At 67.8% G+C, this 22,885-nt stretch carries 22 protein-coding genes and 1 riboswitch; of the genes, 7 read left to right on the forward strand and 15 right to left on the reverse strand.

Going from position 1 to position 22,885, the window contains the following annotated elements; genetic code table 11:
- Positions 1 to 4 precede the first annotated feature (4 nt).
- The 5 genes from ribH to AB4Y74_RS03035 form a co-directional block, all read right to left on the reverse strand.
- Entirely contained in the window at positions 5 to 481 is a 477-nt protein-coding gene (gene ribH, locus AB4Y74_RS03015; RefSeq protein ID WP_441797638.1) for a 6,7-dimethyl-8-ribityllumazine synthase, read from the reverse strand.
- Positions 478 to 1,779, reverse strand: a complete 1,302-nt coding sequence (gene ribA, locus AB4Y74_RS03020) for a GTP cyclohydrolase II (protein WP_441797639.1) — start codon at positions 1,777 to 1,779, stop codon at positions 478 to 480. Before ribA ends, ribH begins: the two co-directional genes overlap by 4 nt.
- On the reverse strand, positions 1,776 to 2,405 hold the full coding sequence (locus AB4Y74_RS03025; protein WP_441797640.1) for a riboflavin synthase: 630 nt from the start codon (positions 2,403 to 2,405) through the stop codon (positions 1,776 to 1,778). Before AB4Y74_RS03025 ends, ribA begins: the two co-directional genes overlap by 4 nt.
- Before the next feature lie 4 nt (positions 2,406 to 2,409).
- Positions 2,410 to 3,453, reverse strand: a complete 1,044-nt coding sequence (ribD, locus tag AB4Y74_RS03030) for a bifunctional diaminohydroxyphosphoribosylaminopyrimidine deaminase/5-amino-6-(5-phosphoribosylamino)uracil reductase RibD (RefSeq protein WP_441797641.1) — start codon at positions 3,451 to 3,453, stop codon at positions 2,410 to 2,412.
- A 74-nt stretch (positions 3,454 to 3,527) separates the two neighbouring features.
- Positions 3,528 to 3,680, reverse strand: a riboswitch (FMN riboswitch).
- A gap of 85 nt (positions 3,681 to 3,765) precedes the next feature.
- Positions 3,766 to 4,788: a sugar-binding transcriptional regulator gene (locus AB4Y74_RS03035; RefSeq protein ID WP_441797642.1), complete on the reverse strand. Its 1,023-nt coding sequence runs from the start codon at positions 4,786 to 4,788 to the stop codon at positions 3,766 to 3,768.
- Positions 4,789 to 4,907: 119 nt separating this feature from the next.
- Here AB4Y74_RS03035 and AB4Y74_RS03040 point away from each other — a divergent pair, with 119 nt between their 5' ends.
- The 3 genes from AB4Y74_RS03040 (at position 4,908) to glpK (ending at position 9,148) form a co-directional block, all read left to right on the forward strand.
- Positions 4,908 to 6,647, forward strand: coding sequence for an FAD-dependent oxidoreductase (locus AB4Y74_RS03040; RefSeq protein ID WP_441797643.1), 1,740 nt, complete (start codon positions 4,908 to 4,910; stop codon positions 6,645 to 6,647).
- A gap of 179 nt (positions 6,648 to 6,826) precedes the next feature.
- Positions 6,827 to 7,555, forward strand: a complete 729-nt coding sequence (locus AB4Y74_RS03045; protein ID WP_441800382.1) for an MIP/aquaporin family protein — start codon at positions 6,827 to 6,829, stop codon at positions 7,553 to 7,555.
- Between the two features lie 72 nt (positions 7,556 to 7,627).
- Positions 7,628 to 9,148: a glycerol kinase GlpK gene (gene glpK / locus AB4Y74_RS03050; protein WP_441797644.1), complete on the forward strand. Its 1,521-nt coding sequence runs from the start codon at positions 7,628 to 7,630 to the stop codon at positions 9,146 to 9,148.
- Between the two features lie 159 nt (positions 9,149 to 9,307).
- Here the strand turns inward: glpK and AB4Y74_RS03055 are convergent, their stop codons facing one another.
- The 9 genes from AB4Y74_RS03055 to sdhC all read right to left on the reverse strand — a co-directional run bounded on the left by AB4Y74_RS03055 (position 9,308) and on the right by sdhC (position 17,349).
- On the reverse strand, positions 9,308 to 10,060 hold the full coding sequence (locus AB4Y74_RS03055; RefSeq protein WP_441797645.1) for an HAD family hydrolase: 753 nt from the start codon (positions 10,058 to 10,060) through the stop codon (positions 9,308 to 9,310).
- Positions 10,057 to 10,650, reverse strand: a complete 594-nt coding sequence (locus AB4Y74_RS03060) for a GNAT family N-acetyltransferase (protein WP_441797646.1) — start codon at positions 10,648 to 10,650, stop codon at positions 10,057 to 10,059. Before AB4Y74_RS03060 ends, AB4Y74_RS03055 begins: the two co-directional genes overlap by 4 nt.
- Positions 10,650 to 11,660: a tryptophan--tRNA ligase gene (gene trpS / locus AB4Y74_RS03065; protein WP_441797647.1), complete on the reverse strand. Its 1,011-nt coding sequence runs from the start codon at positions 11,658 to 11,660 to the stop codon at positions 10,650 to 10,652. Before trpS ends, AB4Y74_RS03060 begins: the two co-directional genes overlap by 1 nt.
- Positions 11,661 to 11,704: 44 nt before the next feature.
- The gene (locus tag AB4Y74_RS03070; protein ID WP_441797648.1) at positions 11,705 to 12,541 is read right to left on the reverse strand and encodes an exodeoxyribonuclease III; all 837 of its coding nucleotides are present in this window, start codon (positions 12,539 to 12,541) and stop codon (positions 11,705 to 11,707) included.
- A gap of 9 nt (positions 12,542 to 12,550) precedes the next feature.
- On the reverse strand, positions 12,551 to 13,780 hold the full coding sequence (locus AB4Y74_RS03075; protein WP_441797649.1) for a YihY/virulence factor BrkB family protein: 1,230 nt from the start codon (positions 13,778 to 13,780) through the stop codon (positions 12,551 to 12,553).
- 150 nt (positions 13,781 to 13,930) lie between these two features.
- Complete coding sequence (locus AB4Y74_RS03080; RefSeq protein WP_441797650.1) at positions 13,931 to 14,692, reverse strand: succinate dehydrogenase iron-sulfur subunit; 762 nt, start codon at positions 14,690 to 14,692, stop codon at positions 13,931 to 13,933.
- Positions 14,692 to 16,494 (reverse strand): succinate dehydrogenase flavoprotein subunit, encoded by a 1,803-nt coding sequence (gene sdhA / locus AB4Y74_RS03085; RefSeq protein WP_441797651.1) that lies wholly within the window; start codon positions 16,492 to 16,494, stop codon positions 14,692 to 14,694. The genes AB4Y74_RS03080 and sdhA overlap by 1 nt, the downstream gene beginning before the upstream one ends.
- A 17-nt stretch (positions 16,495 to 16,511) precedes the next feature.
- Entirely contained in the window at positions 16,512 to 16,955 is a 444-nt protein-coding gene (locus tag AB4Y74_RS03090; RefSeq protein ID WP_441797652.1) for a succinate dehydrogenase hydrophobic membrane anchor subunit, read from the reverse strand.
- Between the two features lies 1 nt (position 16,956).
- Positions 16,957 to 17,349, reverse strand: coding sequence for a succinate dehydrogenase, cytochrome b556 subunit (gene sdhC, locus AB4Y74_RS03095; protein WP_441800383.1), 393 nt, complete (start codon positions 17,347 to 17,349; stop codon positions 16,957 to 16,959).
- 186 nt (positions 17,350 to 17,535) lie between these two features.
- Between sdhC and AB4Y74_RS03100 the strand changes: the two genes are divergently transcribed.
- Positions 17,536 to 17,760, forward strand: a complete 225-nt coding sequence (locus AB4Y74_RS03100; protein ID WP_441797653.1) for a hypothetical protein — start codon at positions 17,536 to 17,538, stop codon at positions 17,758 to 17,760.
- 5 nt (positions 17,761 to 17,765) lie between these two features.
- On the opposite strand, the gene AB4Y74_RS03105 is transcribed toward AB4Y74_RS03100, so the two are convergent.
- Positions 17,766 to 18,899: a mannose-1-phosphate guanylyltransferase gene (locus AB4Y74_RS03105; protein WP_441797654.1), complete on the reverse strand. Its 1,134-nt coding sequence runs from the start codon at positions 18,897 to 18,899 to the stop codon at positions 17,766 to 17,768.
- A gap of 75 nt (positions 18,900 to 18,974) precedes the next feature.
- Here AB4Y74_RS03105 and AB4Y74_RS03110 point away from each other — a divergent pair, with 75 nt between their 5' ends.
- The 3 genes from AB4Y74_RS03110 to AB4Y74_RS03120 all read left to right on the forward strand — a co-directional run bounded on the left by AB4Y74_RS03110 (position 18,975) and on the right by AB4Y74_RS03120 (position 22,765).
- A complete protein-coding gene (locus AB4Y74_RS03110) occupies positions 18,975 to 20,144 on the forward strand; it encodes a glycosyltransferase family 4 protein (protein WP_441797655.1) in 1,170 nt (389 codons plus the stop codon).
- A 64-nt stretch (positions 20,145 to 20,208) separates the two neighbouring features.
- Entirely contained in the window at positions 20,209 to 21,342 is a 1,134-nt protein-coding gene (locus AB4Y74_RS03115) for a magnesium and cobalt transport protein CorA (RefSeq protein ID WP_441797656.1), read from the forward strand.
- Positions 21,343 to 21,682: 340 nt separating this feature from the next.
- Positions 21,683 to 22,765, forward strand: a complete 1,083-nt coding sequence (locus AB4Y74_RS03120; protein WP_441797657.1) for a BMP family lipoprotein — start codon at positions 21,683 to 21,685, stop codon at positions 22,763 to 22,765.
- Positions 22,766 to 22,885 lie beyond the last annotated feature (120 nt).

The raw sequence follows: 22,885 nt of genomic DNA on the forward strand, positions 1-22,885 counted from the left end.
GAGGTCAGGCGCGCAACTCCCGCACGGCGACTGCGGTGGCGAGTGCGGCGTGTGCCGCCTCGGCGCCCTTGTCCTCCTTCGACCCCGGCAGGCCGGAACGGTCAATGCCCTGCTTCTCATCGTCGAGCGTCAGCACGCCGAAGCCGACCGGCTTGCCCGTGTCGAGCGCCACGCGCGTCAGCCCGTCGGTGGCAGCCGCGGATACGTACTCGAAGTGCGGAGTGCCGCCGCGGATGATAACGCCGAGGGCGACGACCGCGTCAGCACCCGCCTCCAGCGCCGCCTTGCTGACGACCGGGAGCTCGAAGCTGCCCGGCACCCGGACCAGCGTGTGAGTGGCGCCCGCGGCATCCAGTGTCCGCTGGGCGCCCGCGATGAGCGCCTCACTGATGGTCTCGTGCCAGCTGCCGGCGACGACGACGACGTTCAGGCCGCTCCCGTCGATCCGTTCGGCCGCGCTGGGGGCTCCTGCTCCGCTCATCGTGTGGTCCTCTCCGCCGCGATACCCGCGGTCGTCTCATCCAGTCCGGACACCGCGTCGATGTCTCCGATCGCGTGACCCATGCGGTCACGCTTGGTCTCCAGGTAGCCCTCGTTGAATGCACCCACGCCGACGACGAGGGGCACGCGCTCCTCGACCTCGATGCCGTGCTCCTCCAACTGGCGCACCTTCTCCGGGTTGTTGGTCAGCAGTCGCACCGACTCGATCCCCAGATCTTGCAGTATCGCCGTGGCCGCACCGTAGTCGCGGGCGTCGATCGGCAGGCCGAGGGCGAGGTTGGCGTCCAGGGTGTCGAGGCCCTCCTCCTGCAGCTTGTAGGCGCGCAGCTTGTTGATGAGGCCGATGCCGCGCCCCTCGTGCCCGCGCAGGTAGACCACGACGCCGCCCTCGCGCTGGATGGTGTCCATCGCGGCGTCGAGCTGCGGGCCGCATTCGCACTTGAGCGAGCCGAACGCCTCACCCGTGAGGCACTCGGAGTGCACCCGGACGAGCGTCCCGTCGCGCTGCGGAGTGCCCGCGACGATCGCCACGTGGTCGGCGCCGGTCATGCGGTCGCGGTACGCGCGCATCCGGAAAGGGCCGTGGGTGGTCGGGACGGTCGTCTCGACCTCGAAGATCACCCTCGACGTCTCGGGAATGGGCGTCACCGTCTCGAGCGGCTGATCGCAGTGGAATTCCTGAAGGTAGTCGATGAGCGCCTCGATCGTGATGACGAGTACGCCCTCCCGCTTTCCGAGCTCGATGAGGCCGGGCAGGCGCATCATCTCACCGTCGTCAGCGACGATCTCGGCGATGGCGCCGACCGGCGTCAACCCGGCCAGCTTGAGCAGGTCGACCGCCGCCTCGGTGTGGCCGTCGCGTTCGCGTACGCCGCCCTCGACCGCGCGCAGCGGAAGGATGTGGCCGGGCCGGTGCAGGCTGGACGGAGTGGAGTCGAGGTCGGCCAGCACGCGGAGGGTGTGCGCGCGGTCGGCCGCGCTGATGCCGGTGGACAGGCGGTTGGCCGCGTCCACGCTGACCGTGTAGTTCGTGCCGCGCGAGTCCTCGTTGTGAGCGACCATCACGGGAAGCTCGAGGCGGTCGGCGATCTCGTCGGTCATCGGCGCGCAGATGAAACCGGAGGAGTTCTTCACGGTCCAGGCGATCCACTCCTGGCTGGCGAGCTCGGCGGCGAGTACGACGTCGCCCTCGTTCTCGCGGCTCTCGTTGTCGACGACGATGACCGGCCGGCCGGCGCGCAGCTCGGACAGGGCCTCGGGGATGGTGGCCAGACTCATGACGCACTCCGTTCAGTCAGTGCCGGTTCGAGCGCGAGCATGCGCTCCACATGACGGGCGAGGATGTCCGTCTCGATGTTGACGCGATCGCCAACGGCGCGGTCGCCCAGCGTGGTGGCGGCGAGCGTCTCGGGGATGAGGGACACCTCGAACCAGCCGTCCTCGCGTCCACCGCCGACGGCGCTGACTGTGAGGGAGACGCCGTCGATGGCGATGGAGCCCTTTCGGGCGACGAGTGGTGCGTGCGCCGGGTCGAGGGAGAGCCGGACGACGCGCCACGCGCTGCCGTCGGTGATGGACAGCACGGTGGCGGTGCCGTCGATGTGCCCCTGCACGATGTGGCCGCCGAGGCGGTCCCCGACCTGCGCGGCGCGCTCCAGGTTGACCCGGCGGCCTGCCGCGACGTCGTCGAGCGTGCTGATGGCGAGGGTCTCGGCCATCACATCCGCTGTGAAGCTCTCGGCGTCTTTGCCGATGACCGTCAGGCAGACGCCGCTGACCGAGATCGAGTCTCCGTGTCGCGCGTCGCTGACGGCGAGGGGTCCGCGGACGGTGAGCCGCGCGGCGTCCGCCGTGCGCTCGACGGCGGTGACTTCGCCCAGTTCTTCGATGATTCCGGTGAACATATGGTCAGCCCTCCTGAGTGGTGGGAGTAGAAGAAGGAGTGGTCGGTACGGGGACGGCACGGAGGAGGAGGTCGCCGCCGAGGCGCTCGACGTCGAGGATGCGCAGCCTCCGCTGCTCGCCGATGGTTTCGACCCCGATGTCGCCGAGCGCAAGGCGGGGACCGCCGAGCAACGTGGGCGCGAGGTAGATCGCGTACTCGTCGACGAGCCCGGCCGCGACGAACGCGCTCGCGAGCGTCGGACCGCCCTCGACGTAGATGCGCCGGAATCCCCGCTGATACAGATCGGCGACGGCCTCGTGGAGGTCGTGGGTGCCTTCGAAGACGACCGGGTTGGGATGGTGGAAGACCGCGGCGTCCTTCGGGACCGCGCGGGTGCCGATCACGACGGGCGTGGGCTGGGTGCCCATCAGCTCGCCCGCGTCGCCCCGAGCGGTGAGGCTGGGGTCGTCGGCGAGCACGGTTCCGGTGCCGACGACGATCGCATCGGAGGCCTCCCGCTGCTCGTGCACGCGCTGGCGCGCGGCGGCTCCCGTGATCCACTTGCTGGTGCCGTCCGCCGCGGCCGCGCGGCCATCCAGGCTGCTGGCCCACTTGACGACGATGTACGGGCGGCCCAGCCGTGCGGCGGTGAGCCAGTCGTCGAGGAACGCCTCGATCTCCGTCCTCAGAACGCCGCCGGTCACATCGACGCCCGCCTCACGGAGACGCGCGGCGCCCCCGCTCGAGTGGTGTCCGGGGTCGTCGGCGCCGTAGACGACGCGCGCCACGCCCGCGTCGATCAGGGCCTCTGAGCACGGGCCGGTGTGACCCCAATGGTTGCACGGTTCCAGCGTGACCACGGCGGTCGCGCCGCGGGCGCCGCCTTCCGGCAGCTTGCTGAGCGCATCCACCTCGGCGTGCGGTGTTCCGACGCCGCGATGCCAGCCTTCGGCGATGATGCGTCCCTCGTCGTCGAGCAGGATGCAGCCGACCCGCGGGTTCACGCCGGTGGACGGACCGTTGGCGGCGAGTTCGAGCGCCGTGTGCATGGGGGCTTCCCACGTCATCCGGTTGCCATCCTGTCTCTCGCGTCGAGACGTGTCACCGGGGTCGCGCGGGCGCCAGCCCATGCGGGCTGCCCACCGTGCCTCCTCCCATCCGGACTGAGCGGCAGACTCTCGCCTGCACGCATTACCGTCGGTACCGGAATTCCACCGGTTCAGCAGGACGCCTGGGCGTCCCGCTCGCGGACTATCACCGCCGGTTCGGACTCTCACCGACCCCGGAGCACGTTATTTCGTTGTCGAGTCTAGATCAACGCGTTCCGGCGGCGTCTATTCCCCTGCGCTGTGAGGCGCAGGGTTACGCGCCTGCGCGCCTCAGGCCGCGGTCGGCTCCCGGAGGTCCGGCTCTGCCGGCCCGGGGGACTGCGCCAGCTGCGCGAGGGTGCGGGCGGTCCCCTCGTCGACGATGAGATCGGTGATGAGACCGGCCGCCAAGGCGCCGCGGAGGCTGTGCACCTTCGACGGGCCGGACACGATGCAGACCCGGCGCGGCACGCGCTTGATCAGGTCAATGTCCGGACCGCTGGCGCGCTGATTCAGGGGGATGCCGTGGTGGCTCCCGTCCTCGCGGAAGAACACCGTTGCGACGTCGCCGACCACGCCCGACTCGTCGAGGGAGGCGTAGTCGGCCTGGTCGAGGTAGCCGCCGGCGTAGACGTGCGAGCGCACCTCGGAGAACGGGGAGCCGAGGCCGAAGAGGGCCACATCCATCCGCTCCTGGATGTCGAGGATGCGGCGGGTGCTGCGCTCACGCCACATCGCGATCTTGGTCTGCGGGTCGTCGAACAACGCCGGGACGGGGAACTCCTGGATCGTGCCGGAGTACGTGTCACCGAAGCGCCGCAGGATCTCGGACGCGTACAGCACGCCGGTGGTGTAGGTGTTCCCGGCGCCGTTGAGCTGCACGAACTCGACGTTGTGCAGTTCTTTCGGGATGAGGTGGCGGCTGAGCGCACTCATCGTGGAGCCCCACGCGATGCCGACCGTCTGGTTGGAGTCGACGAAACGGTCGAGAATTCGTGCAGCCGAGATGGCGACGCGCTCGAGCCGATCGACGTCGCTGATGGCGCTCGGCATCGGGACGATGTGCGCGGCGATGCCGTAGCGCTCGTGGATGGTCTGCTGGATGCGACTCGCGCCCTCGTGCGGCTCGGCGATCTGAATGGTCACCAGGCCCGAGGTGCGGGCGTAGCTGAGCAGCCGGGAGACACTCGAACGGGACGTGTGCATCTCGTGCGCGATGGCCTCCATCGTGAGGTCCTGCATGTAGTACAGGTGGCCCGCTTTGAGGGCGTCGCGGACCTTGTCGGGCAGGTGCTCGGTGTCGGGCTGGGGCATTCGGGCCTTCTTACTCGGGAAACCAGCCGTGCACGTATGTGCATCGCGCTTGATCGAAGTTGTGCTGCCACGAAGACTATATCCGCACAGCACGTTCACGAGAGCAACAGGAGAACACCGTGACGACGAAGCCGACTACACGCACCGAGGTTCAGCGCCTCCGCGAACGCCCCCGAGCACAGGTGCTCGTCGTCGGCGGCGGCATCAACGGACTCGGCACCTTCCGCGACCTCGCGCTTCAGGGCGTCGACGTCGTCCTCGTCGAGCGCAACGACTTCGTGTCCGGTGCATCGGCGGCATCCAGCCACATGATCCACGGCGGCATCCGGTACCTGGAGAACGGCGAGTTCCGCCTGGTCAAGGAGTCGGTGACCGAGCGCAACGGTCTGCTGAAGATCGCGCCGCACTACGTCAAGCCGCTCGAGACGACCATCCCGATCTACTCCACCTTCTCCGGCATCCTCGCCGCGCCGCTGCGGTTCCTCACGCACAAGCAGGGCAAGCCGAAGGAGCGCGGTGCGTTCCTCATCAAGACCGGGCTGACGATCTACGACGCGTTCTCGCGCGACGGCGGTTCGGTGCCGCGCCACAGCTTCCACGGTCGCAAGAAGTCGCTGGAGATCCTTCCGGCGCTGAACCCGGGGCTGAAGTACACCGCCACCTACTTCGACGCCTCCGTTCACGACCCCGAGCGTCTCGCTCTGGACGTGCTCGCGGACGGCCTCGCCGCAGGGCCGCACGCACGCGCCGTCAACTACGTCGAGGCGATCGGAGCCCGCGACGGCGGCGTTCTCGTCCGCGACCGCGAGACCGGCGAGGAGTTCGCCATCACGGCGGACGTCGTCGTCAACGCGTCCGGCCCGTGGACCGACCTCACCAACGAGGCCCTCGGCGACGCCACCCGCTTCATGGGCGGCACCAAGGGCTCGCACATCGTCCTGGACAACCCCGAGCTCCTGGAGGCCTGCCAGGGCCGCGAGATGTTCTTCGAGAACAACGACGGCCGCATCGTCCTCATCTACCCGCTCAAGGGACGCGTGATGGTCGGCACTACCGACATCGACGCCGACATGTCGGAGCGCGCGGTGATCACCGAAGACGAGATCGACTACTTCATCGAGCTGGTCTCGCACGTTTTCCCATCGATCCCGGTCACCCGCGAGCAGATCGTCTACACGTTCTCCGGAGTGCGCCCGCTGCCGCACCACGACGACACCGCACCCGGATTCGTCTCCCGCGACTACCGCATCGTTCCCGGGACGATCGCCGGCCTGGGCGACACCACCGTGCTCAGCCTGGTGGGCGGGAAGTGGACCACGTTCCGCGCCCTGAGCGAGCACCTGGCGAACGAGACGCTGGGGCTGCTCGGCGTGGAGCGCACGGTCCAGACGCTGGGCCTGCCGATCGGCGGCGGAGCCGGCTTCCCGACGACGCCGCAGGCGGAGCGCGACTGGATCGCCCGCTACGGTGCGGACATCGGCGCCGAGCGCGCCACGACGCTGCTGCACCGCTACGGCACGAAGGCGAGCTTCGTCATCGACGCCATCGCCGGGTGGGACGGCGAGGATGCGCCGCTCGCCGCAGCCCCCACATACTCCCGCGCAGAGGTCGACCACTTGGTTCGCGGCGAGCACGTCGTCCACCTCGCCGACATCTTCCTGCGCCGTACCAGCCTCGCCTTCACGGGTGCCATCACAACGGCCCTCGTGCACGAGATCGGCGAAATCGCGGCAAACGCGCTCGGATGGTCGCCAAATCAGCGCCTGGAGGAGGAAGATTCGTTCGTAGCGGACCTCGCCGACGCCCACCGGGTGCAGCTCAAGTCGGGAGACGGGAGCGAAGCCGCGGCTGTTCGATAATGCACGAACGTGCATGACACGGTTCTTGTCAAGTGGACGTGGCCGCAATAGCGTTCTACTGCCCACCCTGACGAGAGCCTCACCAGAACGCACAACAGGGTGCGGGTCAACTGAACAACTGGAAGGTCAACGTGGACAATATCGGTGTAGATTTCCTGTCCGAACTGGTCGGCACGGCGATGCTGGTCCTGCTCGGTACAGCGGTCGTGGCGAACGTCGCCCTGATCAGGACCAAGGGCTTCAACGGTGGGTTCCTGATGGTCACCTTCGGCTGGGGCCTCGCGGTCTTCGCCGGCGTGGTCGTCGCCTACAACTCGGGCGCACACCTGAACCCCGCGGTCACGCTCGGCCTGGTGGCGAACGGCGCGAAGACCTTCGGGTCCGCGGCGGCGCACACGCTGGTACCGGTGAACTTCATCACGGTCCTGCTGTATATCCTCGCTCAGCTGATCGGTGCCATCATCGGTGCGATCGTGACCTGGCTGGCCTACAAGCAGCACTTCGACGAGGAGCCGGACCCGGCGAACAAGCTCGGTGTCTTCTCGACCGGCCCTGCCATCCGCAGCTACGGCTGGAACCTCATCACCGAGATCATCGGCACCTTCGTGCTGGTGTTCGTGGTGATCGCGTTCGGTCACCAGCCCGGCCAGGCGCCCGGACTCGCAGCGCTCGGCGCTCTCCCCGTGGCCCTGCTCGTGGTCGGCATCGGTGCCAGCCTCGGTGGCCCGACAGGGTACGCCATCAACCCGGCACGTGACCTGGGTCCGCGCCTTGCGCACGCGTTCCTCCCCATCCGCGGCAAGGGTTCCAGCGACTGGTCCTACTCGTGGGTCCCGATCGTCGGCCCGATCCTCGGCGGCGTGCTGGCCGGACTCCTTGCCACCTGGCTCCTCCCGCTCATCAAGTGACACCGGGGGCCGGCAGGGATTCTTCCCGCCGGCCCCTTCCCGTTCCACCCCCAAAGAACAAAGGAGTTACCTATGGCCGACTACGTCGTCGCCATCGATCAGGGCACGACCAGCTCTCGGGCGATCATCTTCGACAAGTCCGGGTCGATCGTCTCGACCGGACAGCTGGAGCATGAGCAGATCTTCCCGAAGGCGGGCTGGGTCGAGCACAATCCGGTGGAGATCTGGAACAACATCCGTGAGGTCATCGGGCAGGCGCTCTCCAAGGCCGACCTGACACGCCACGACATCGCGGCAGTGGGCATCACCAACCAGCGCGAGACCGCGGTGGTGTGGGACAAGAACACGGGTGAGCCCGTCTACAACGCCATTGTCTGGCAGGACACCCGCACCCAGCCGATCGTCGACCGCCTCGCGGCCGACGGCGGAGTCGAGCGCTTCAAGTCGATCGTGGGCCTTCCGCTCGCGACCTACTTCTCGGGCACCAAGATCACCTGGATCCTGGAGAACGTCGAGGGCGCACGTGAGCGCGCCGAGGCGGGCGACCTGCTCTTCGGCAACACCGACGCCTGGGTGCTGTGGAACCTCACCGGCGGCCCGGACGGCGGAGTGCACGCCACCGACGTGACCAACGCCTCCCGCACCATGTTCATGGACCTCGAGACGCTGACCTGGCGCGACGACATCCTCGAGGCGTTCGGCGTCCCGAAGTCGATGCTCCCGGAGATCAAGAGCTCCTCCGAGGTCTACGGGACTGTCGAGTCCTCGAGCCTGCTGCGCGAGGTACCCGTCGCGGGCATCCTCGGCGACCAGCAGGCCGCGACATTCGGTCAGGCCGCGTTCGATCCGGGCGAGTCCAAGAACACCTACGGGACCGGCAACTTCCTCATCTTCAACACGGGTGAGGAGATCGTCCACTCCAAGAACGGCCTGCTGACGACCCTCGGGTACAAGCTCGGCGACGCCGCGCCCCACTACGCGCTGGAGGGCTCGATCGCCGTCACCGGTTCGCTGGTGCAGTGGCTGCGTGACAACCTGGGGCTCATCTCCAGCGCCCCGGAGATCGAGGAGCTGGCGAAGACCGTCGACGACAACGGTGGCGCGTACTTCGTGCCGGCGTTCTCGGGTCTGTTTGCGCCGTACTGGCGGGCGGACGCGCGTGGCGCGCTCGTCGGCCTCACGCGGTACGTGAACAAGGGACACATCGCCCGCGCAGTGCTGGAGGCCACGGCCTTCCAGACCCGCGAGGTCCTGGATGCGGTGAACGCCGACTCCGGTGTGGACCTGCAGGAGCTGAAGGTCGACGGCGGCATGATCGCCAACAACACGCTCATGCAGTTCCAGGCCGACATCCTCGGCGTGCCCGTCGTCCGTCCGGTCGTCGCAGAGACGACGGCCCTCGGTGCCGCGTACGCCGCCGGCCTCGCGGTCGGGTTCTGGTCCGACCTCGACGACCTGCGCAAGAACTGGCAGGAGGACAGCCGCTGGACGCCGAACATGGACGACGCCGAGCGCGACCGTCAGCTGCGTCTCTGGAAGAAGGCCGTCACGAAGACCTTCGACTGGGTCGACGACGACGTCCGCAACGCCTGAAACCACCTCTACGAAGCGCCGTCCGGCTCACGCCGGGCGGCGCTTCGCCGTCCGTGCCTTCGACTGACTGCGCCCTCCCGGAACGTCTGCGGGCGCGCGCGCAGGCGCAATCGTTCCGTGGTGCCGCACTCGCGGTGCCGACGCGGGCGACGCGTCGCGTCAAGCGGCCGCGAGGAGCGGCGCGAGCTCGGCGAGCGAGTGGATGGTGTGCACGCCGGAGGTGACGGCCTCCAGTTCGTCCTCGGGGGAGGGCACGGCGTTACGGCGGTTCAGCCAGACGCCGGTCAGGCCCGCCTGGGCGGCGCCGATCGCGTCGGTGCGCAGACGGTCACCGACGTAGGCGGCCTGATCCGGACGAACGCCGAACGTCTCGCAGGCCGCCAGGAAGATCGCCGCGTCGGGCTTGGCCACCCCCAGCTCGCCGGAGGCGATCAGGTGAGCAATTCGCGTATCCAGCCCGACCGTCTCGACCTTGCGTCGTTGGAAGGCGAGGTCGCCGTTGGTGATGAGGCCGAAGCGGACGCCCGGCAGGGCGGCGTCGAGCGCGTCGAGCGCGGGCAGGGCATCGTCGTGGAGCGACCAGGCGGCGACGTAGTGCTCGAAGTAATCCGCGAACCAGGCGCTCGCCTGATCGTCGGTCAACTGCTCGCCGTGGCGTGCTGCGAAGTCGCGAGCGCGTGCCTGGCGCTGACCTTCGAAGTCGAGCTCACCCGAGAGGTAGGAGTGGTAGTGCTCTTCTTCCAGGTCGTGCCAGATCGTCACCACTTCGTCAGCCTCGTGAGCGCCGTACGGAGAACCCAGAGTCTCCGCGTAGGCCAGGATGCCGGACTCGACGGCCGCCCGGTGCGCGAACAGCGTGTCGTCGAGATCGAACAGGACGACGCGCGGACCGGCCGTGGGGCGCTCGTTCACAGCGCCGCTTGCACGTAGGAGATGTCGGGCCAGTCACCCGCGGATTCGCGCGGTGTGCCGGGCAGCAGGCTTGCTCGCCACTCGTCGAACCGTGCGCCGCGCTGCTCGGCCCCCTCGGGTGCGACGCCGTCCCACCGGAATCCGGCGCGCCGGGCGACGGCCGCGCTGGCGGCGTTGCCCGCCAGTGCGCGCCACACCATTCGCGTGAGGGCGAGGCCGTGCGGCGCCCGACCGAAGCCGTAGTCGAGCACCAGCTCCGTCGCCTCCGACATGACGCCCTGGCCGCGCGCCTCCGGAGCCAGCCAGTAGCCGATCTCCCCTTGGCGCTCGTGGATGTCGGCGATGCTGATCATCCCGACCAGCACGTCGCGGAAGCGGATCGCCCAGGTGCACACCCGTCCGCTCGCCCATCCGTCCGGGACGACGCTCGTCACGAAGGCGACGGCGTGGTCGCGCTCATACGGCGACGGCACAGTCGTCCAGCGGGCGATCGCGGGGTCGGTGCACAGTTCCGCAATGCGGTCGATGTCCGCCAGCGCCGGTGTGGACAGCGTGACCCGTTCGCCCGTCAGGACGACCGGTTGCGGCATCAGCGCGCCCGCCGCAGGAAGCCCACCTGCTCGTAGGCCTTGTCGAGGGTTCCCTCTGCGACCTCGCTGGCTCGCCCAGCGTTGACCGCGAGGATGCGGTCGAGCTCCGCCGGGTCGCCGAGCAGGTCGAGCGCACGTTGCCGTACGGGCGCGAACTCCTCGACCACCACCTCGACCAGGCCCTTCTTGAAATCGCCGTAGCCCTTGCCCTCGTACTCCAGCTCGATCGACTCGATCGAACGGCCGCTCAGCGCCGAGTAGATGGTGAGGAGGTTCGAGATTCCCGGCTTGCCCTGACGGTCGAACGCAACGACGCCGTCCGTGTCGGTGACCGCACGCATGATCTTCTTGCGCGTGACGTCTGGCTCGTCGAGCATCCAGATGATGCCGGCTCCCGACTCGGCCGACTTGGACATCTTCGACTCCGGATTCTGGAGGTCGTAGATGCGGGCACTGTCCTTGAGGATCATTGCTTGAGGCACGACGAACGTGGGGCCGAACCGGCTGTTGAAGCGTTCGGCCAGGTCGCGGGTGAGCTCGACGTGCTGGCGCTGGTCGTCGCCGACGGGCACGACCTCGGCGCCGAAGAGCAGGATGTCGGCCGCCATGAGGATCGGGTAGGCGAACAGTCCGACCGAAGCAGCGTCAGACCCCTGCTTGGCCGACTTGTCCTTGAACTGCGTCATGCGCGAGGCCTCACCGAAGCCGGTGATCGTATTGAGCACCCAGGCCAGTTGCGCGTGAGCCGGCACATGCGACTGCACGTAGAGAGTGGATGCGGAGGGGTCGATACCGGCGGCGATGTACTGGGCCGCTGTGCGACGGGTCTTCTCGCGGAGCTCTGCCGGGTCTTGTGCGGCCGTGATGGCGTGCAGGTCGACCACCGAGAAGAACGCGTCGTGAGTGCTCTGCAGCTTTTTCCACTGCAGGAGTGCGCCGATGTAGTTGCCGAGGTGCAGCGAATCGGCGGAGGGCTGCATGCCTGAGTAGAGGCGGGGCGGTGTTGTCATGATCAGCTTTCAGAAGTCAGGGAGAGGGGGATGCCGCGCAGCCGTCAGAGCTCGTAGTCGACGACCACAGGGGTGTGGTCGGACCATCGCTCGTCGTAGGCTGCCGCGCGGTCCACTGCGACGTCTTTCACCCGCGCCGCGAGGGCCGGGGAGGCGAGCTGGTAGTCGATGCGCCAGCCGGTGTCGTTGTCGAACGCCTGGCCGCGCCACGACCACCAGGTGTAGGGGCCGTCCACCTCACCGGCATGTCGGCGGACGACGTCGACCCAGCCGAGGCCCGCGCCGGCGTTGTAGTCGGCGTCGCCTTCCGCTCCCACGAAGCGGTCGAAGTACGCGCGCTCCTCCGGCAGGAAGCCGGCGCGCTTCACGTTGCCTTTCCAGTTGCGGATGTCGAGTGTCCGGTGCCCGACGTTGAGGTCGCCCATGACGACGGCGAGCTCGTTGTGCTTCTGGAGCTCGGGCAGGCGCGCCTCCATCGCATCCAGGAACCGGTACTTCTCGGTCTGCTTCTCGGTGCCGGCCTCGCCCGAATGGACGTAGGCACTGACCACCGTGACGATCGTGTCGCCGACCTCGTAGTCGGCTTCGAGCCAGCGGCCCGCGCTGTCGAAGTCGGTGGGGCCGAGCTCCACCCGGTGGATGGAGGCGCGGTGACGGCTCGCGATGGCGACGCCGGCCCGGCCCTTCGCCGTCGCGGGGTCGTGCACGATGTCCCACTCGTCGCCGAGCAGGCCCTGCAGGTCTTCGCTGGAGGCGCGGACCTCCTGGATGGCGAGGATGTCGACATCGCGTCCGGCAAGCCATTCGCCCATGCCCTTGCGGAAGGCGGCTCGGACGCCATTGGTGTTGATCGTGGCGATGCGCAAGGGGCGAGGCGGCATGCTCCCAGCCTACCGGGGGCGGCTGACAGCGCCCTCGTCGAGGACATCGTTCAGCCGCCGCTCCGCCTTGGCCACCCGGCGCTGCGCGGGGAGGCGCGCATACCAGGCAGCCGCGGCGAGCTCCTCACGGGCCCGCTGCAATTCTGCGCTCGCCACCAGCTCGCGCGCCTGGCGTTCGGCCAAGGCCCGTTCCAGCTCCGCCTCCTGCGCCGTCAGATGCCGCGGCGACAGCCCGCGGTCGAACATCCCGACGGCGATCCACGACGCCGACAAGAGGATCACGCGGGACATCAGGTTGAACCAGAGCAGGAGACCGATGAACACGGCGAACGTCGCGAGCAACGGGTTGCTCGACGTGCGGAACAGCAGGCCCGCCAGCACACTGAGGCCCGCCAGCGTGACGGCGCCGAGGAGCGACCCGAAGAACAGGTTGCGCAGCGGGATGGTGACGCGCGCCATCACCCGGAACATCGCCCCGAGGGTGAACGTGTTGAGGATGACCGAAACGAGGAGCCCCGAATAACGGGCCGCCAGCGATGTCCAGAACGAGTTCGAGCTGAGATCGAACAGTTGGAGGATGAAGGTCACGGCTTGGGTGCTCAGGATGGTGAGCAGCGCCGAGGCGATCAGCACGATTCCGAATGCCAGGGCCAGAAAGAGATCGCGGACCTTCTGGAGGACGTAGTTCGTCTTGTCCCGGCTGAGCCCGAAGACCGCGCGCACGGCTTGGCGCGTGTAGAAGAGCCAGCCGATGGCGGTCCAGAGCAGGCCGATCGCGGCCACGACTCCAGCCCATCCGAACGCGGAGGCGGAGTCGAGCTGTTCCGTGGTGATCGCGCCGGGACTGGTGTCGGTCTCGATCAGGTTGGGCACGACCCGGTTGATCACGCTGATCAGTGCGTCATACAGGTCCGGATTTCCGTGCAGCCACACATTGGCGAACGAAAACCCCAGCCACAGTGCTGCGAACACGGCGAAAAGCGACTGGTACCCCATGCCGGCCGCCCGGAGGTTGCCGTCCGAGTGCGAGAAGTTGATGTAGACGCGGTAGGGACGCAGGCCCTCCACCCATTTCGCCCATCCCGACACGCGCTCCACCGGTCGTTGCAGACGGCGGCGGATCGGGTCGGCGCGCTCGAGCAGCCGATGGGTCAGAGTCTCCTCGGGCTCCTCGGATCCTTCCGCGCGTTGCACGCTCGGGTCTGGCTCCATGGGAGCACCTTTGGACTTCTTGGCCACGCCGCCAGGATAGCGAGCGTGCAAACGCCCGGCCCTACAGGAAACGGAGGAGTCTTGGGCATCGAACGCCACCGCCTCCCTTTCCGACGGGCCCGGACCGCGGCCGTGTCGGGAAAGGAGGCCGGCTGTGCCGACCGAGTCAGCGGGCGATCAGGCCTTGCCCCGCATGATCGCCTGCTTGACCTCGGCGATCGCCTGCGTCACCTGAATGCCGCGCGGGCAGGCGTCGGTGCAGTTGAAGGTCGTGCGGCAGCGCCAGACGCCTTCCTTGTCGTTGAGGATGTCGAGGCGGACCTGCGAGTTGTCGTCACGCGAGTCGAAGATGAAGCGGTGCGCGTTGACGATCGCGGCCGGGCCGAAGTACTGTCCGTCGGTCCAGAACACCGGGCACGACGACGTGCACGCTGCGCAGAGGATGCACTTGGTGGTGTCGTCGAAGCGGGCGCGGTCGGCGACCGACTGGATGCGCTCCTTGCCCTTTTCGGGCTTCGAGTTGGCGACGAGGAACGGCTGCACCTCGCGGTAGCTCTCGAAGAACGGCTCCATGTCGACGATGAGGTCCTTCTCGAGCGGAAGACCCTTGATCGCCTCGACGTAGATCGGCTTCGTGATGTCGAGGTCCTTGATCAGCGTCTTGCAGGCGAGGCGGTTGCGCCCGTTGATCCGCATGGCGTCCGAGCCGCAGATGCCGTGGGCGCACGAGCGGCGGAAGGTCAGCGAACCGTCCTGCTCCCACTTGATCTTGTGCAGGGCGTCCAGGATGCGGTCGGTCGGGAACAACTCGACGTCGAAGTCCTGCCAGCGCGGCTCCGAGTCCACATCCGGGTCGAAGCGGCGGATGATCAGGGTCACGGTGAAGGACTGGACCGGTGCCTCGGGGGCAGGGGGAGTCTCGAGCACGGCGTTCGACATCAGTACTTCCTCTCCATCGGCTGGTAGCGGGTTATGACGACCGGCTTCCAGTCGAGCGAAATGTGGTCCGCTGCATCCGACGAGTGCGGGTCGCCGGTGAGGTAGGCCATCGTGTGCTGCATGTAATTCTCGTCGTCGCGCTTCGGGAAGTCGTCGCGCATGTGGCCGCCGCGGGACTCCTTGCGGTTGCGAGCGGAGTAGACGACGACCTCGGCGAGGTCGAGCAGGAAGCCGAGTTCGACGGCCTCCAGCAGGTCGGTGTTGTAGCGGCGGCCCTTGTCTTGCACCTGCACGTTGCGGTAGCGCTCGCGCAGGCCGTGGATCGTCTCGGTCACCTGGGCGAGGGACTCGTCGGTGCGGAACACCTGGGCGTTCCTGTCCATCTCGTCCTGCAGCTCCTTGCGGATGGCGGCGATGCGCTCGGTGCCGTTCGAGGTGCGCAGGTCGCCGATCATGTCGCGGACGGCGGCCGCCGGGTCCTCCGGCAGGGGCACGAACTCGGCGGTCTGGATGTACTCGACCGCGTTGTTTCCGGCGCGCTTGCCGAAGACGTTGATGTCGAGCAGCGAGTTGGTGCCCAGGCGGTTGGAGCCGTGCACCGATACGCACGCGCACTCGCCGGCGGCGTACAGGCCGGGCACCACGGTGGTGTTGTCGCGCAGCACCTCGGCCTTGACGTTGGTCGGGATGCCGCCCATCGCGTAGTGCGCGGTCGGCATGACCGGCACCGGCTCGACGACCGGGTCGACACCGAGGTAGGTGCGGGCGAACTCGGTGATGTCCGGGAGCTTGGTCTCGAGCACCTCGGCGCCCAGGTGCGTGCAGTCCAGCAGCACGTAGTCCTTGTGCGGGCCGGCGCCGCGTCCCTCCGCGACCTCCTGAACCATGCAGCGGGCGACGATGTCGCGCGGCGCCAGGTCTTTGATCGTCGGGGCGTAGCGCTCCATGAACCGCTCGCCCGAGGCGTTGCGGAGGATCGCGCCCTCGCCGCGGGCGCCCTCGGTGAGGAGGATGCCGAGGCCGGCAAGGCCGGTCGGGTGGAACTGGAAGAACTCCATGTCCTCCAGCGGCAGGCCCTTGCGCCAGATGATGCCGACGCCGTCACCGGTCAGGGTGTGGGCGTTGGAGGTGGTCTTGAAGATCTTGCCGAAGCCGCCGGTGGCGAAGATGATCGCCTTCGAGTGGAAGACGTGCAGCTCGCCGGTGGAGAGCTCGTACGCGACGACGCCGGCGGGCTGGGGGACCCCGTCCACCTCGTTCATGATCACGTCGAGCACGTAGAACTCGTTGAAGAAGTTGATGCCGAGCTTGACGCAGTTCTGGAACAGCGTCTGCAGGATCATGTGGCCGGTGCGGTCGGCGGCGTAGCAGGCGCGGCGGACCGGCGCCTTGCCGTGGTCACGGGTGTGACCGCCGAAGCGGCGCTGGTCGATCTTGCCCTCGGGCGTGCGGTTGAACGGCAGGCCCATGTTCTCGAGGTCGATGACCGCGTCGATGGCTTCCTTCGCGAGGATCTCGGCTGCATCCTGGTCGACGAGGTAGTCGCCGCCCTTGACGGTGTCGAAGGTATGCCACTCCCAGCTGTCCTCCTCGACGTTGGCGAGCGCCGCGGCCATGCCGCCCTGCGCTGCGCCCGTGTGGGAGCGGGTGGGGTAGAGCTTCGAGATGACGGCCGTGCGGGCGTGGGGCCCTGCTTCGATCGCCGCGCGCATCCCGGCGCCGCCGGCGCCGACGATGACGATGTCGAACTCGTGATAGTGGACGCCGTCGATGACGGTCGATTCAGTAGCTTCTGTTGTCACAGGGTTTCCGTGTCGGTTCAGCGTGCCGGGCAGAAGGACGGCAGGTCGGCCGCCGCTGCGCCCGCGGGGCAGGGGTCGAACGTGAAGATCACGAGCGTGCCGAGCACGATCAGCACCACGACCGCGGCGAGCACAGCCCATTTCAGGATGCGGTTCACCGTGCGGTTGTACGCATAGTCGTTGATCAGCGTGCGCATGCCGTTGCCGCCGTGGATGAGTGCGAGCCACAGCATCAGGAGGTCCCAGACCTGCCAGAACGGGGTCGCGTACTTGCCGGCGACGAAAGCGAAGTCGATCTGCTTGACGCCGTCGCCGAGCACGAGGTTGATCAGCAGGTGGCCGAAGATCAGGATCACCAGCACGAGGCCGGAGGCCCGCATGTAGATCCAGCCCCACTTCTCCCAGTTCTTACCGGAGCGGCTGGAGCGGGCGGGGGTGCGCGGCGCCTCGATGGTCGTCACGTCAGTTCACCTCCGAGAAGATGTGGATGAGCTGCGTCGGAACGAATCCGGCCATCAGGATCACCCACAGGGCGATGACGATCCAGAACATGACCTTCTGGTACTTGACGCCCTTGCTCCAGAAGTCGATGAGGATGATCCGGATGCCATTGAAGGCGTGGAAGATGATCGCCGCGACGAGGGCCATCTCACCGAACCCCATGATCGGGTTCTTGTAGGTCCCGATCACCGCGTTGTAGGCCTCAGGGCTCACGCGGATGAGTGAGGTGTCCAGGATGTGGACGAGAAGGAAGAAGAAGATGGCGACGCCGGTGATGCGGTGGAGTACCCACGACCACATCCCCTCGCGGCCTCGGTACAGAGTGCCGCCGGGCCGGGTCTTGGCCGGCTGCAGCGTCCCTGTCGCTTGGTCTGACACGGGACAACCCTCCTGGTTGCAGATCGCTTCATCGAACGCGCTGAGCGCAGCGTCAGTCTATGCCGCGTGCGGGGGTCACGCCTCTTAGGGTCACCTTGGTTATCTCGACGTCGAGATAACTCGCCCTCGACGGCGGATGGGCCGCGGCGTACCGTCCACGCCATGACCCAGGACGAACCCATCATGCACGGCAGCACCGAGGCGAGCGACCAGTCGAAGGTTGCCGGGATCGTCGAGCAGGTGCGCGTCGACATGCAGATGCCGCGGTCCGAAACCACCGAGATGATGCTGAGGGAGCGTTTCGAGGCGTCCGGCCTGCAGGTCTCCCCGGAGGAGCTGTCGCGGCTGGTCGCCGAGATCGACGGAGGCCCGTCTCCGGTCGGCTGAGCCGCTCAGAGTACGTCGGTGGACCCGGTGATCTTCAGCGCATCCACCACCGACTTCACGCGCTGAGCGTTCTCGCTCGTGGTGACGAGCAGCGCGTCGGGAGTGTCGACGACGACGATGTCCTTGACCCCGATCAGGCTGATCACCCGGTTGCTCTGGCTGACCACGATGCCGCTCGAGGAGTCGGCGAGGACGCGGGCGTTCTTGCCGAGGATGGCGAGGTCCGATCGGCCGGCCGAGTTCAGTTTCGCGAGTGACGCGAAGTCGCCGATGTCGTCCCAGTCGAAGTATCCGGGGATGACCGCGAGGCGCCCAGCGGCGGCGACCGGCTCGGCGACGGTGTAGTCGATGGCGATCTTCTCGAGTCCGGGCCAGATGCGGTCGACGGCCGGGCCGCGGGTCGCCGGGTCGTCCCAGGCCTCGGCCAGCTCTTGCAGGCCTTCCAGCAGTTCGGGACGGCTGCGCCCGATCTCCTCGAGCAGGCGGTCCGCCCGTGCGATGAACATGCTGGCGTTCCAGAGGTACGAGCCGTTCTCCACGTAGCGCTCGGCCGTCTCCAGGTCGGGCTTCTCTTTGAAGGAGTCGACGGCCAGTGCGCTCGGGGCGCCCTCGATCTCCAGACGGTCGCCGAAGTGGATGTACCCGAAACCGACCGCGGGCTCGGTCGGACGGATTCCGATGGTGGTGATGTACCCGGCCTCCGCTGCGGCGACGGCTTCGCGCACCGCCGACTGGAACAGTGGAAGGTTGTTGATGACGTGGTCCGCGGCGAACGAGCCGATGATCACGCCCGGCTCCCGGCGCTCCAGGATGGCGGCGGCCAGTCCGATCGCGGCCGTCGAGTCGCGCGGCTCCGACTCGAGCACGACATTCGGGTCCGCCAGGGTCGGGAGCTGCTGCTCGACGGCGGCGCGGTGCGCACGACCGGTGACGACCATGATGCGCTGCTCGCCGGAGAGCGGGATCAGACGGTCCCAGGTGTCGCGGAGGAGCGTCTGGCCGGAGCCGGTCAGGTCGTGCAGGAACTTGGGGGCGTCGGCGCGCGACAGCGGCCACAGCCGCGAGCCGATGCCGCCGGCCGGGATCACGCTGTAGAAGTGCTCGATGGGCTGGCCCTGGGTGATCCTGCGACGCGTCATGCCGAAAGGATACCGAGCGGTGCCGGACACCGGCCGTTCACAGTCGCGACACCGGCCGCTCCTAGCGTGAGGCACATGCGAGTCGCGGTGGTCAGCGAGAGCTTCCTCCCCACGGTCAACGGGGTCACCACGAGTGTGCTGCGGGTGCTCGATCACCTCGCGGAGCACGGGCACGAGGCGATCGTGATCTGCCCGGATGCCGGGGCTCCGGCCGAGTACGCCGGGTTCCGCATCCACCAGGTTCCGTCGTTCGCCTACCGGCAGTTCCCGGTGGGGCTGCCGAGCCCGCAGGTGCAGCGCATCCTGGCCGGGTTCGGTCCTGACGTCCTGCACGCAGCCTCTCCTTTCTTCCTGGGCGCACAGGCGATCGCCGCAGCGAACCGACTGGGCGTCCCTTCCGTCGCGATCTACCAGACCGACGTGGCGGGCTTCGCCCGGCGCAACGGTCTGGGCGTCACCTCGGCGATCGCCTGGAAGTACGTCCGCTGGGTGCACGAGGGGGCAGATGTGACGCTCGCGCCGTCGGCTGCCAGCGAGTACGACCTCCGCTCGGCGGGCGTCTCCCGCGTCGACCGTTGGGGCCGCGGGGTGGACCTCGAGCGTTACCACCCCAACAAGCGGAGGACCGCCGCCGCGGCGGCGCTGCGCGAGCGGCTCTCCCCGGACGGGGAGACCGTCGTCGGGTACGTCGGCCGGATCGCCCCCGAGAAGCAGGTCGAGCGCCTCCGCTCGCTGCGCGGGATCGGTGGGCTGTCGGTCGCGATCGTCGGTGACGGGCCGTCGCGGGACGCGGTGGCGCGCGAGCTGCGCGGGATCAACGTGCACTGGCTCGGGCGGCTGGGGGGCGACGACCTGGCCGCGGCCTACGCGGCATTCGACCTGTTCGCGCACACCGGATCGGAGGAGACCTTCGGCCAGACGGTGCAGGAGGCGCACGCCTCCGGGCTCCCCGTCGTCGCACCGCGTGCAGGCGGCCCGATCGACCTCGTGGAGCACGGCGTCGACGGGCTGCTGTTCCCGCCGTCGGACGACCGCATGCTGCGGGCCGCGGTTGCGATGCTCGTCCGCGACGGTGCCCTCCGACGCCGCATGGGGGAGGCGGGACGCCGCGCGGTGCTCGGCCGCAGCTGGGACGTCGTCTGCGCCGAACTGACCGGTCACTACGAGCGCGTCATCCTGAACGTGGTCGCAGACGCCGCAGCGGGCGGCGTCCAGCCTTCGCCGGGGTCCCGAGCGTACAGTTAGGTGGCCCGGAGCGGGCCGTCCTGTTGTTCGTAGAGTTCCGTCCTCTGCACCCTGGAGGTGACCGATGGCCAACCTGAACCGACGCGGCATCCCCATGCCCTTCGTCACACGCACCCGCCGGGTCGAGCCTCCGTCCGCCAGCATCATGCAGCCGGCCGCCGACCAGGCGCCGGGGCGGCGCAGCATGGTCGACAGCGCCATCTACGCGAACGGCGTCCGCGTGGCCTCGCCGACGACGCTCGCCGAGACCTACTCCGCACTCGACCGGACGCCTGGCGGTGTCGCCTGGATCGGCCTGTACCGGCCGACCGAGCAGGAGCTCCTGTCGCTGTCGGAGGAGTTCAACCTCCACCCGCTGGCGATCGAGGACGCCATCGTCGCCCACCAGCGCCCCAAGCTCGAGCGCTACGACACCGTCCTCTTCGTCGTGCTCAAAGCGGCGAACTACCTGGACGTGTCGGAGGAGGTCGACTTCGGAGAGCTGCACCTCTTCGTCGGGCGGAACTTCGTCATCACGGTCCGCCACAGCGAGTCGCCGGATCTCTCTCATGTCCGGCAGCGGATGGAGGCGGAGCCCGAACTGCTCGCACTCGGGCCGCAGGCCATTCTGTACGCCATCATCGACACGGTGGTGGATGCGTACAGCCCGGTCGTCGCCGGGCTCGCCAACGACATCGACGAGATCGAGACACAGGTATTCGGCGGGGATGCGCTGGTCTCCCGGCGCATCTACGAGCTGTCGCGCGAGGTGATCGACTTCCAGCGGGCCACGCATCCCCTCTCGGCGGTGATGCTGGCGCTCGAGCGCGGGTCGGTCAAGTACGGCGTCACTCAAGAGCTGGAGCGTCGTCTGCGCGACGTCGCCGACCACCTCACCCAGGTCAACGAGCGCGTCGACGGGTTCCGTTACCTCCTGCGCGACATCCTGACGGTGAACTCGACCCTGGTCTCGGAGCGTCAGAACGAGGAGATGACCCGCCTGGCGCATTCCAGCAACCGGCAGGGCGAGGAGGTCAAGAAGATCTCGTCGTGGGCGGCCATCCTGTTCGCCCCCACGCTGATCGCCGGGATCTACGGCATGAACTTCACGCATATGCCGGAGCTGGCCTGGCCCTTGGGCTACCCCTTGGCCGTGCTGGCGATGGTCGGTCTGAGCGGACTGCTCTACTCGATCTTCAAGCGACGCGGCTGGCTCTGACCGCTGCGCTCGGTCGCTCGGTGGCTGTCGCGTGGCGGCGCTGCTGAAGGAGATTCGACGGATTTGCGTTCGGATCTCCTGCGTCACTGCCATTCGAAGGAGATTTCGGCACGGATCTCCTTCGTTCGTAGGCGGCGACCACGTGTCGCGGCCGGCTCTCAAGGTCCCCTCCCGAACGGGTGACAGGTTGCTCGAATGAGCGCGTGCCAATCGTGTGAGCGTTTGTAACGCTTGCATGAAGAAGCCGGATTTTCGGACGGAGCCGTTCGTCACATTCGGTAACGTGAACCGCAGACAGCCTGCGATTACCCGCGCGGCTACGCATCTTGGAGGAACAACCTTGTCAATCACAGCCCGTAAGGCCGGCCTGCTCGGCCTGGCGGCGGTCGGCGTCATGTCGCTGCTCGCTGCGTGCTCGGCTGCCCCGTCGGATAGCTCGTCCGCCGGCGCCGCCAAGACCAACTTCACCCCCTGCATGGTCTCCGACTCCGGTGGATTCGACGACCACTCGTTCAACCAGCTCGGCTACGAGGGCCTGCAGCAGGCCGCCAAGTCGCTGAACGTCAAGTACAAGTCGGCGGAGTCGAAAAGCGAGAACGACTTCGCTCCGAACATCGACAGCATGGTCAACGCCAACTGCAACCTGGTCGTGACGGTCGGCTTCCTTCTCAAGGACGCGACGGAGAAGGCCGCCAAGGCGAACCCGGACATCAACTTCGCCATCATCGACGACAACGAGATCCAGGCGAAGAACGTCAAGCCGATCATCTTCGACACCGCTCAGGCGGCGTTCCTGGCCGGCTACTCGGCCGCCAGCTACTCGAAGACCGGCATCGTCGGCACCTTCGGCGGCATGCAGATCCCGACGGTCACCATCTTCATGGACGGCTTCGCCGATGGCGTGAAGTACTTCAACGACCAGAAGGGCAAGTCCGTCAAGGTCGTCGGCTGGGATGTCGACAAGCAGAACGGCTCCTTCACCGGTGGCTTCGACGCCAACGAGACCGCGAAGAACACGGCTCAGGGCATCATCGACCAGAACGCCGACGTCATCATGCCCGTCGGTGGTCCGATCTACCAGTCGGCCGCTCAGGCGATCAAGGACTCGGCCAAGCCGATCGCGATGATCGGCGTCGACGCCGACGTCTTCATGTCCGACCCGAGCGTGAAGGACCTGCTCCTCACCTCGGTCATGAAGGGCATGAAGCCGGCGACCAACGACGTCGTCACCCAGGCCGCCAACGGCAAGTTCGACAGCACCCCGTACGTCGGCACGCTGAAGAACGACGGCGTCGGCCTCGCCCCGTTCCACGACTTCGAGTCGAAGGTCGACTCGGGCCTGCAGGGCGAGCTCGACAAGATCAAGGCGGGCATCATCGACGGCTCGATCAAGGTCACGTCGCCGTCCTCGCCGAAGCAGTAATCAGCGAAGAGAACCGGTGAACGGGGAGGTCAGCCGCGGCTGGCCTCCCCGTTCCGTTGCTCTCTTGTCGCGGCCGCTCATCTGAGCGCACACTGACATATGCGCAGCAAGTAGTGTGAA

This window comes from Leifsonia sp. RAF41 (assembly GCF_052114085.1).
In the GTDB taxonomy this organism is placed as follows: Bacteria; Actinomycetota; Actinomycetes; order Actinomycetales; family Microbacteriaceae; genus Leifsonia.

What these genes read in the sequence shown, in the direction of transcription:
- ribH (WP_441797638.1), bottom strand. Translation starts at nt 481, where the DNA reads ATGAGCGGAGCAGGAGCCCCCAGCGCGGCCGAACGGATCGACGGGAGC.
- ribA (WP_441797639.1), bottom strand. Translation starts at nt 1,779, where the DNA reads ATGAGTCTGGCCACCATCCCCGAGGCCCTGTCCGAGCTGCGCGCCGGC.
- AB4Y74_RS03025 (WP_441797640.1), bottom strand. Translation starts at nt 2,405, where the DNA reads ATGTTCACCGGAATCATCGAAGAACTGGGCGAAGTCACCGCCGTCGAG.
- ribD (WP_441797641.1), bottom strand. Translation starts at nt 3,453, where the DNA reads ATGACGTGGGAAGCCCCCATGCACACGGCGCTCGAACTCGCCGCCAAC.
- AB4Y74_RS03035 (WP_441797642.1), bottom strand. Translation starts at nt 4,788, where the DNA reads ATGCCCCAGCCCGACACCGAGCACCTGCCCGACAAGGTCCGCGACGCC.
- AB4Y74_RS03045 (WP_441800382.1), top strand. Translation starts at nt 6,827, where the DNA reads ATGCTGGTCCTGCTCGGTACAGCGGTCGTGGCGAACGTCGCCCTGATC.
- glpK (WP_441797644.1), top strand. Translation starts at nt 7,628, where the DNA reads ATGGCCGACTACGTCGTCGCCATCGATCAGGGCACGACCAGCTCTCGG.
- AB4Y74_RS03060 (WP_441797646.1), bottom strand. Translation starts at nt 10,650, where the DNA reads ATGCCGCAACCGGTCGTCCTGACGGGCGAACGGGTCACGCTGTCCACA.
- trpS (WP_441797647.1), bottom strand. Translation starts at nt 11,660, where the DNA reads ATGACAACACCGCCCCGCCTCTACTCAGGCATGCAGCCCTCCGCCGAT.
- AB4Y74_RS03070 (WP_441797648.1), bottom strand. Translation starts at nt 12,541, where the DNA reads ATGCCGCCTCGCCCCTTGCGCATCGCCACGATCAACACCAATGGCGTC.
- AB4Y74_RS03080 (WP_441797650.1), bottom strand. Translation starts at nt 14,692, where the DNA reads ATGTCGAACGCCGTGCTCGAGACTCCCCCTGCCCCCGAGGCACCGGTC.
- AB4Y74_RS03100 (WP_441797653.1), top strand. Translation starts at nt 17,536, where the DNA reads ATGACCCAGGACGAACCCATCATGCACGGCAGCACCGAGGCGAGCGAC.
- AB4Y74_RS03105 (WP_441797654.1), bottom strand. Translation starts at nt 18,899, where the DNA reads ATGACGCGTCGCAGGATCACCCAGGGCCAGCCCATCGAGCACTTCTAC.
- AB4Y74_RS03110 (WP_441797655.1), top strand. Translation starts at nt 18,975, where the DNA reads ATGCGAGTCGCGGTGGTCAGCGAGAGCTTCCTCCCCACGGTCAACGGG.
- AB4Y74_RS03115 (WP_441797656.1), top strand. Translation starts at nt 20,209, where the DNA reads ATGGCCAACCTGAACCGACGCGGCATCCCCATGCCCTTCGTCACACGC.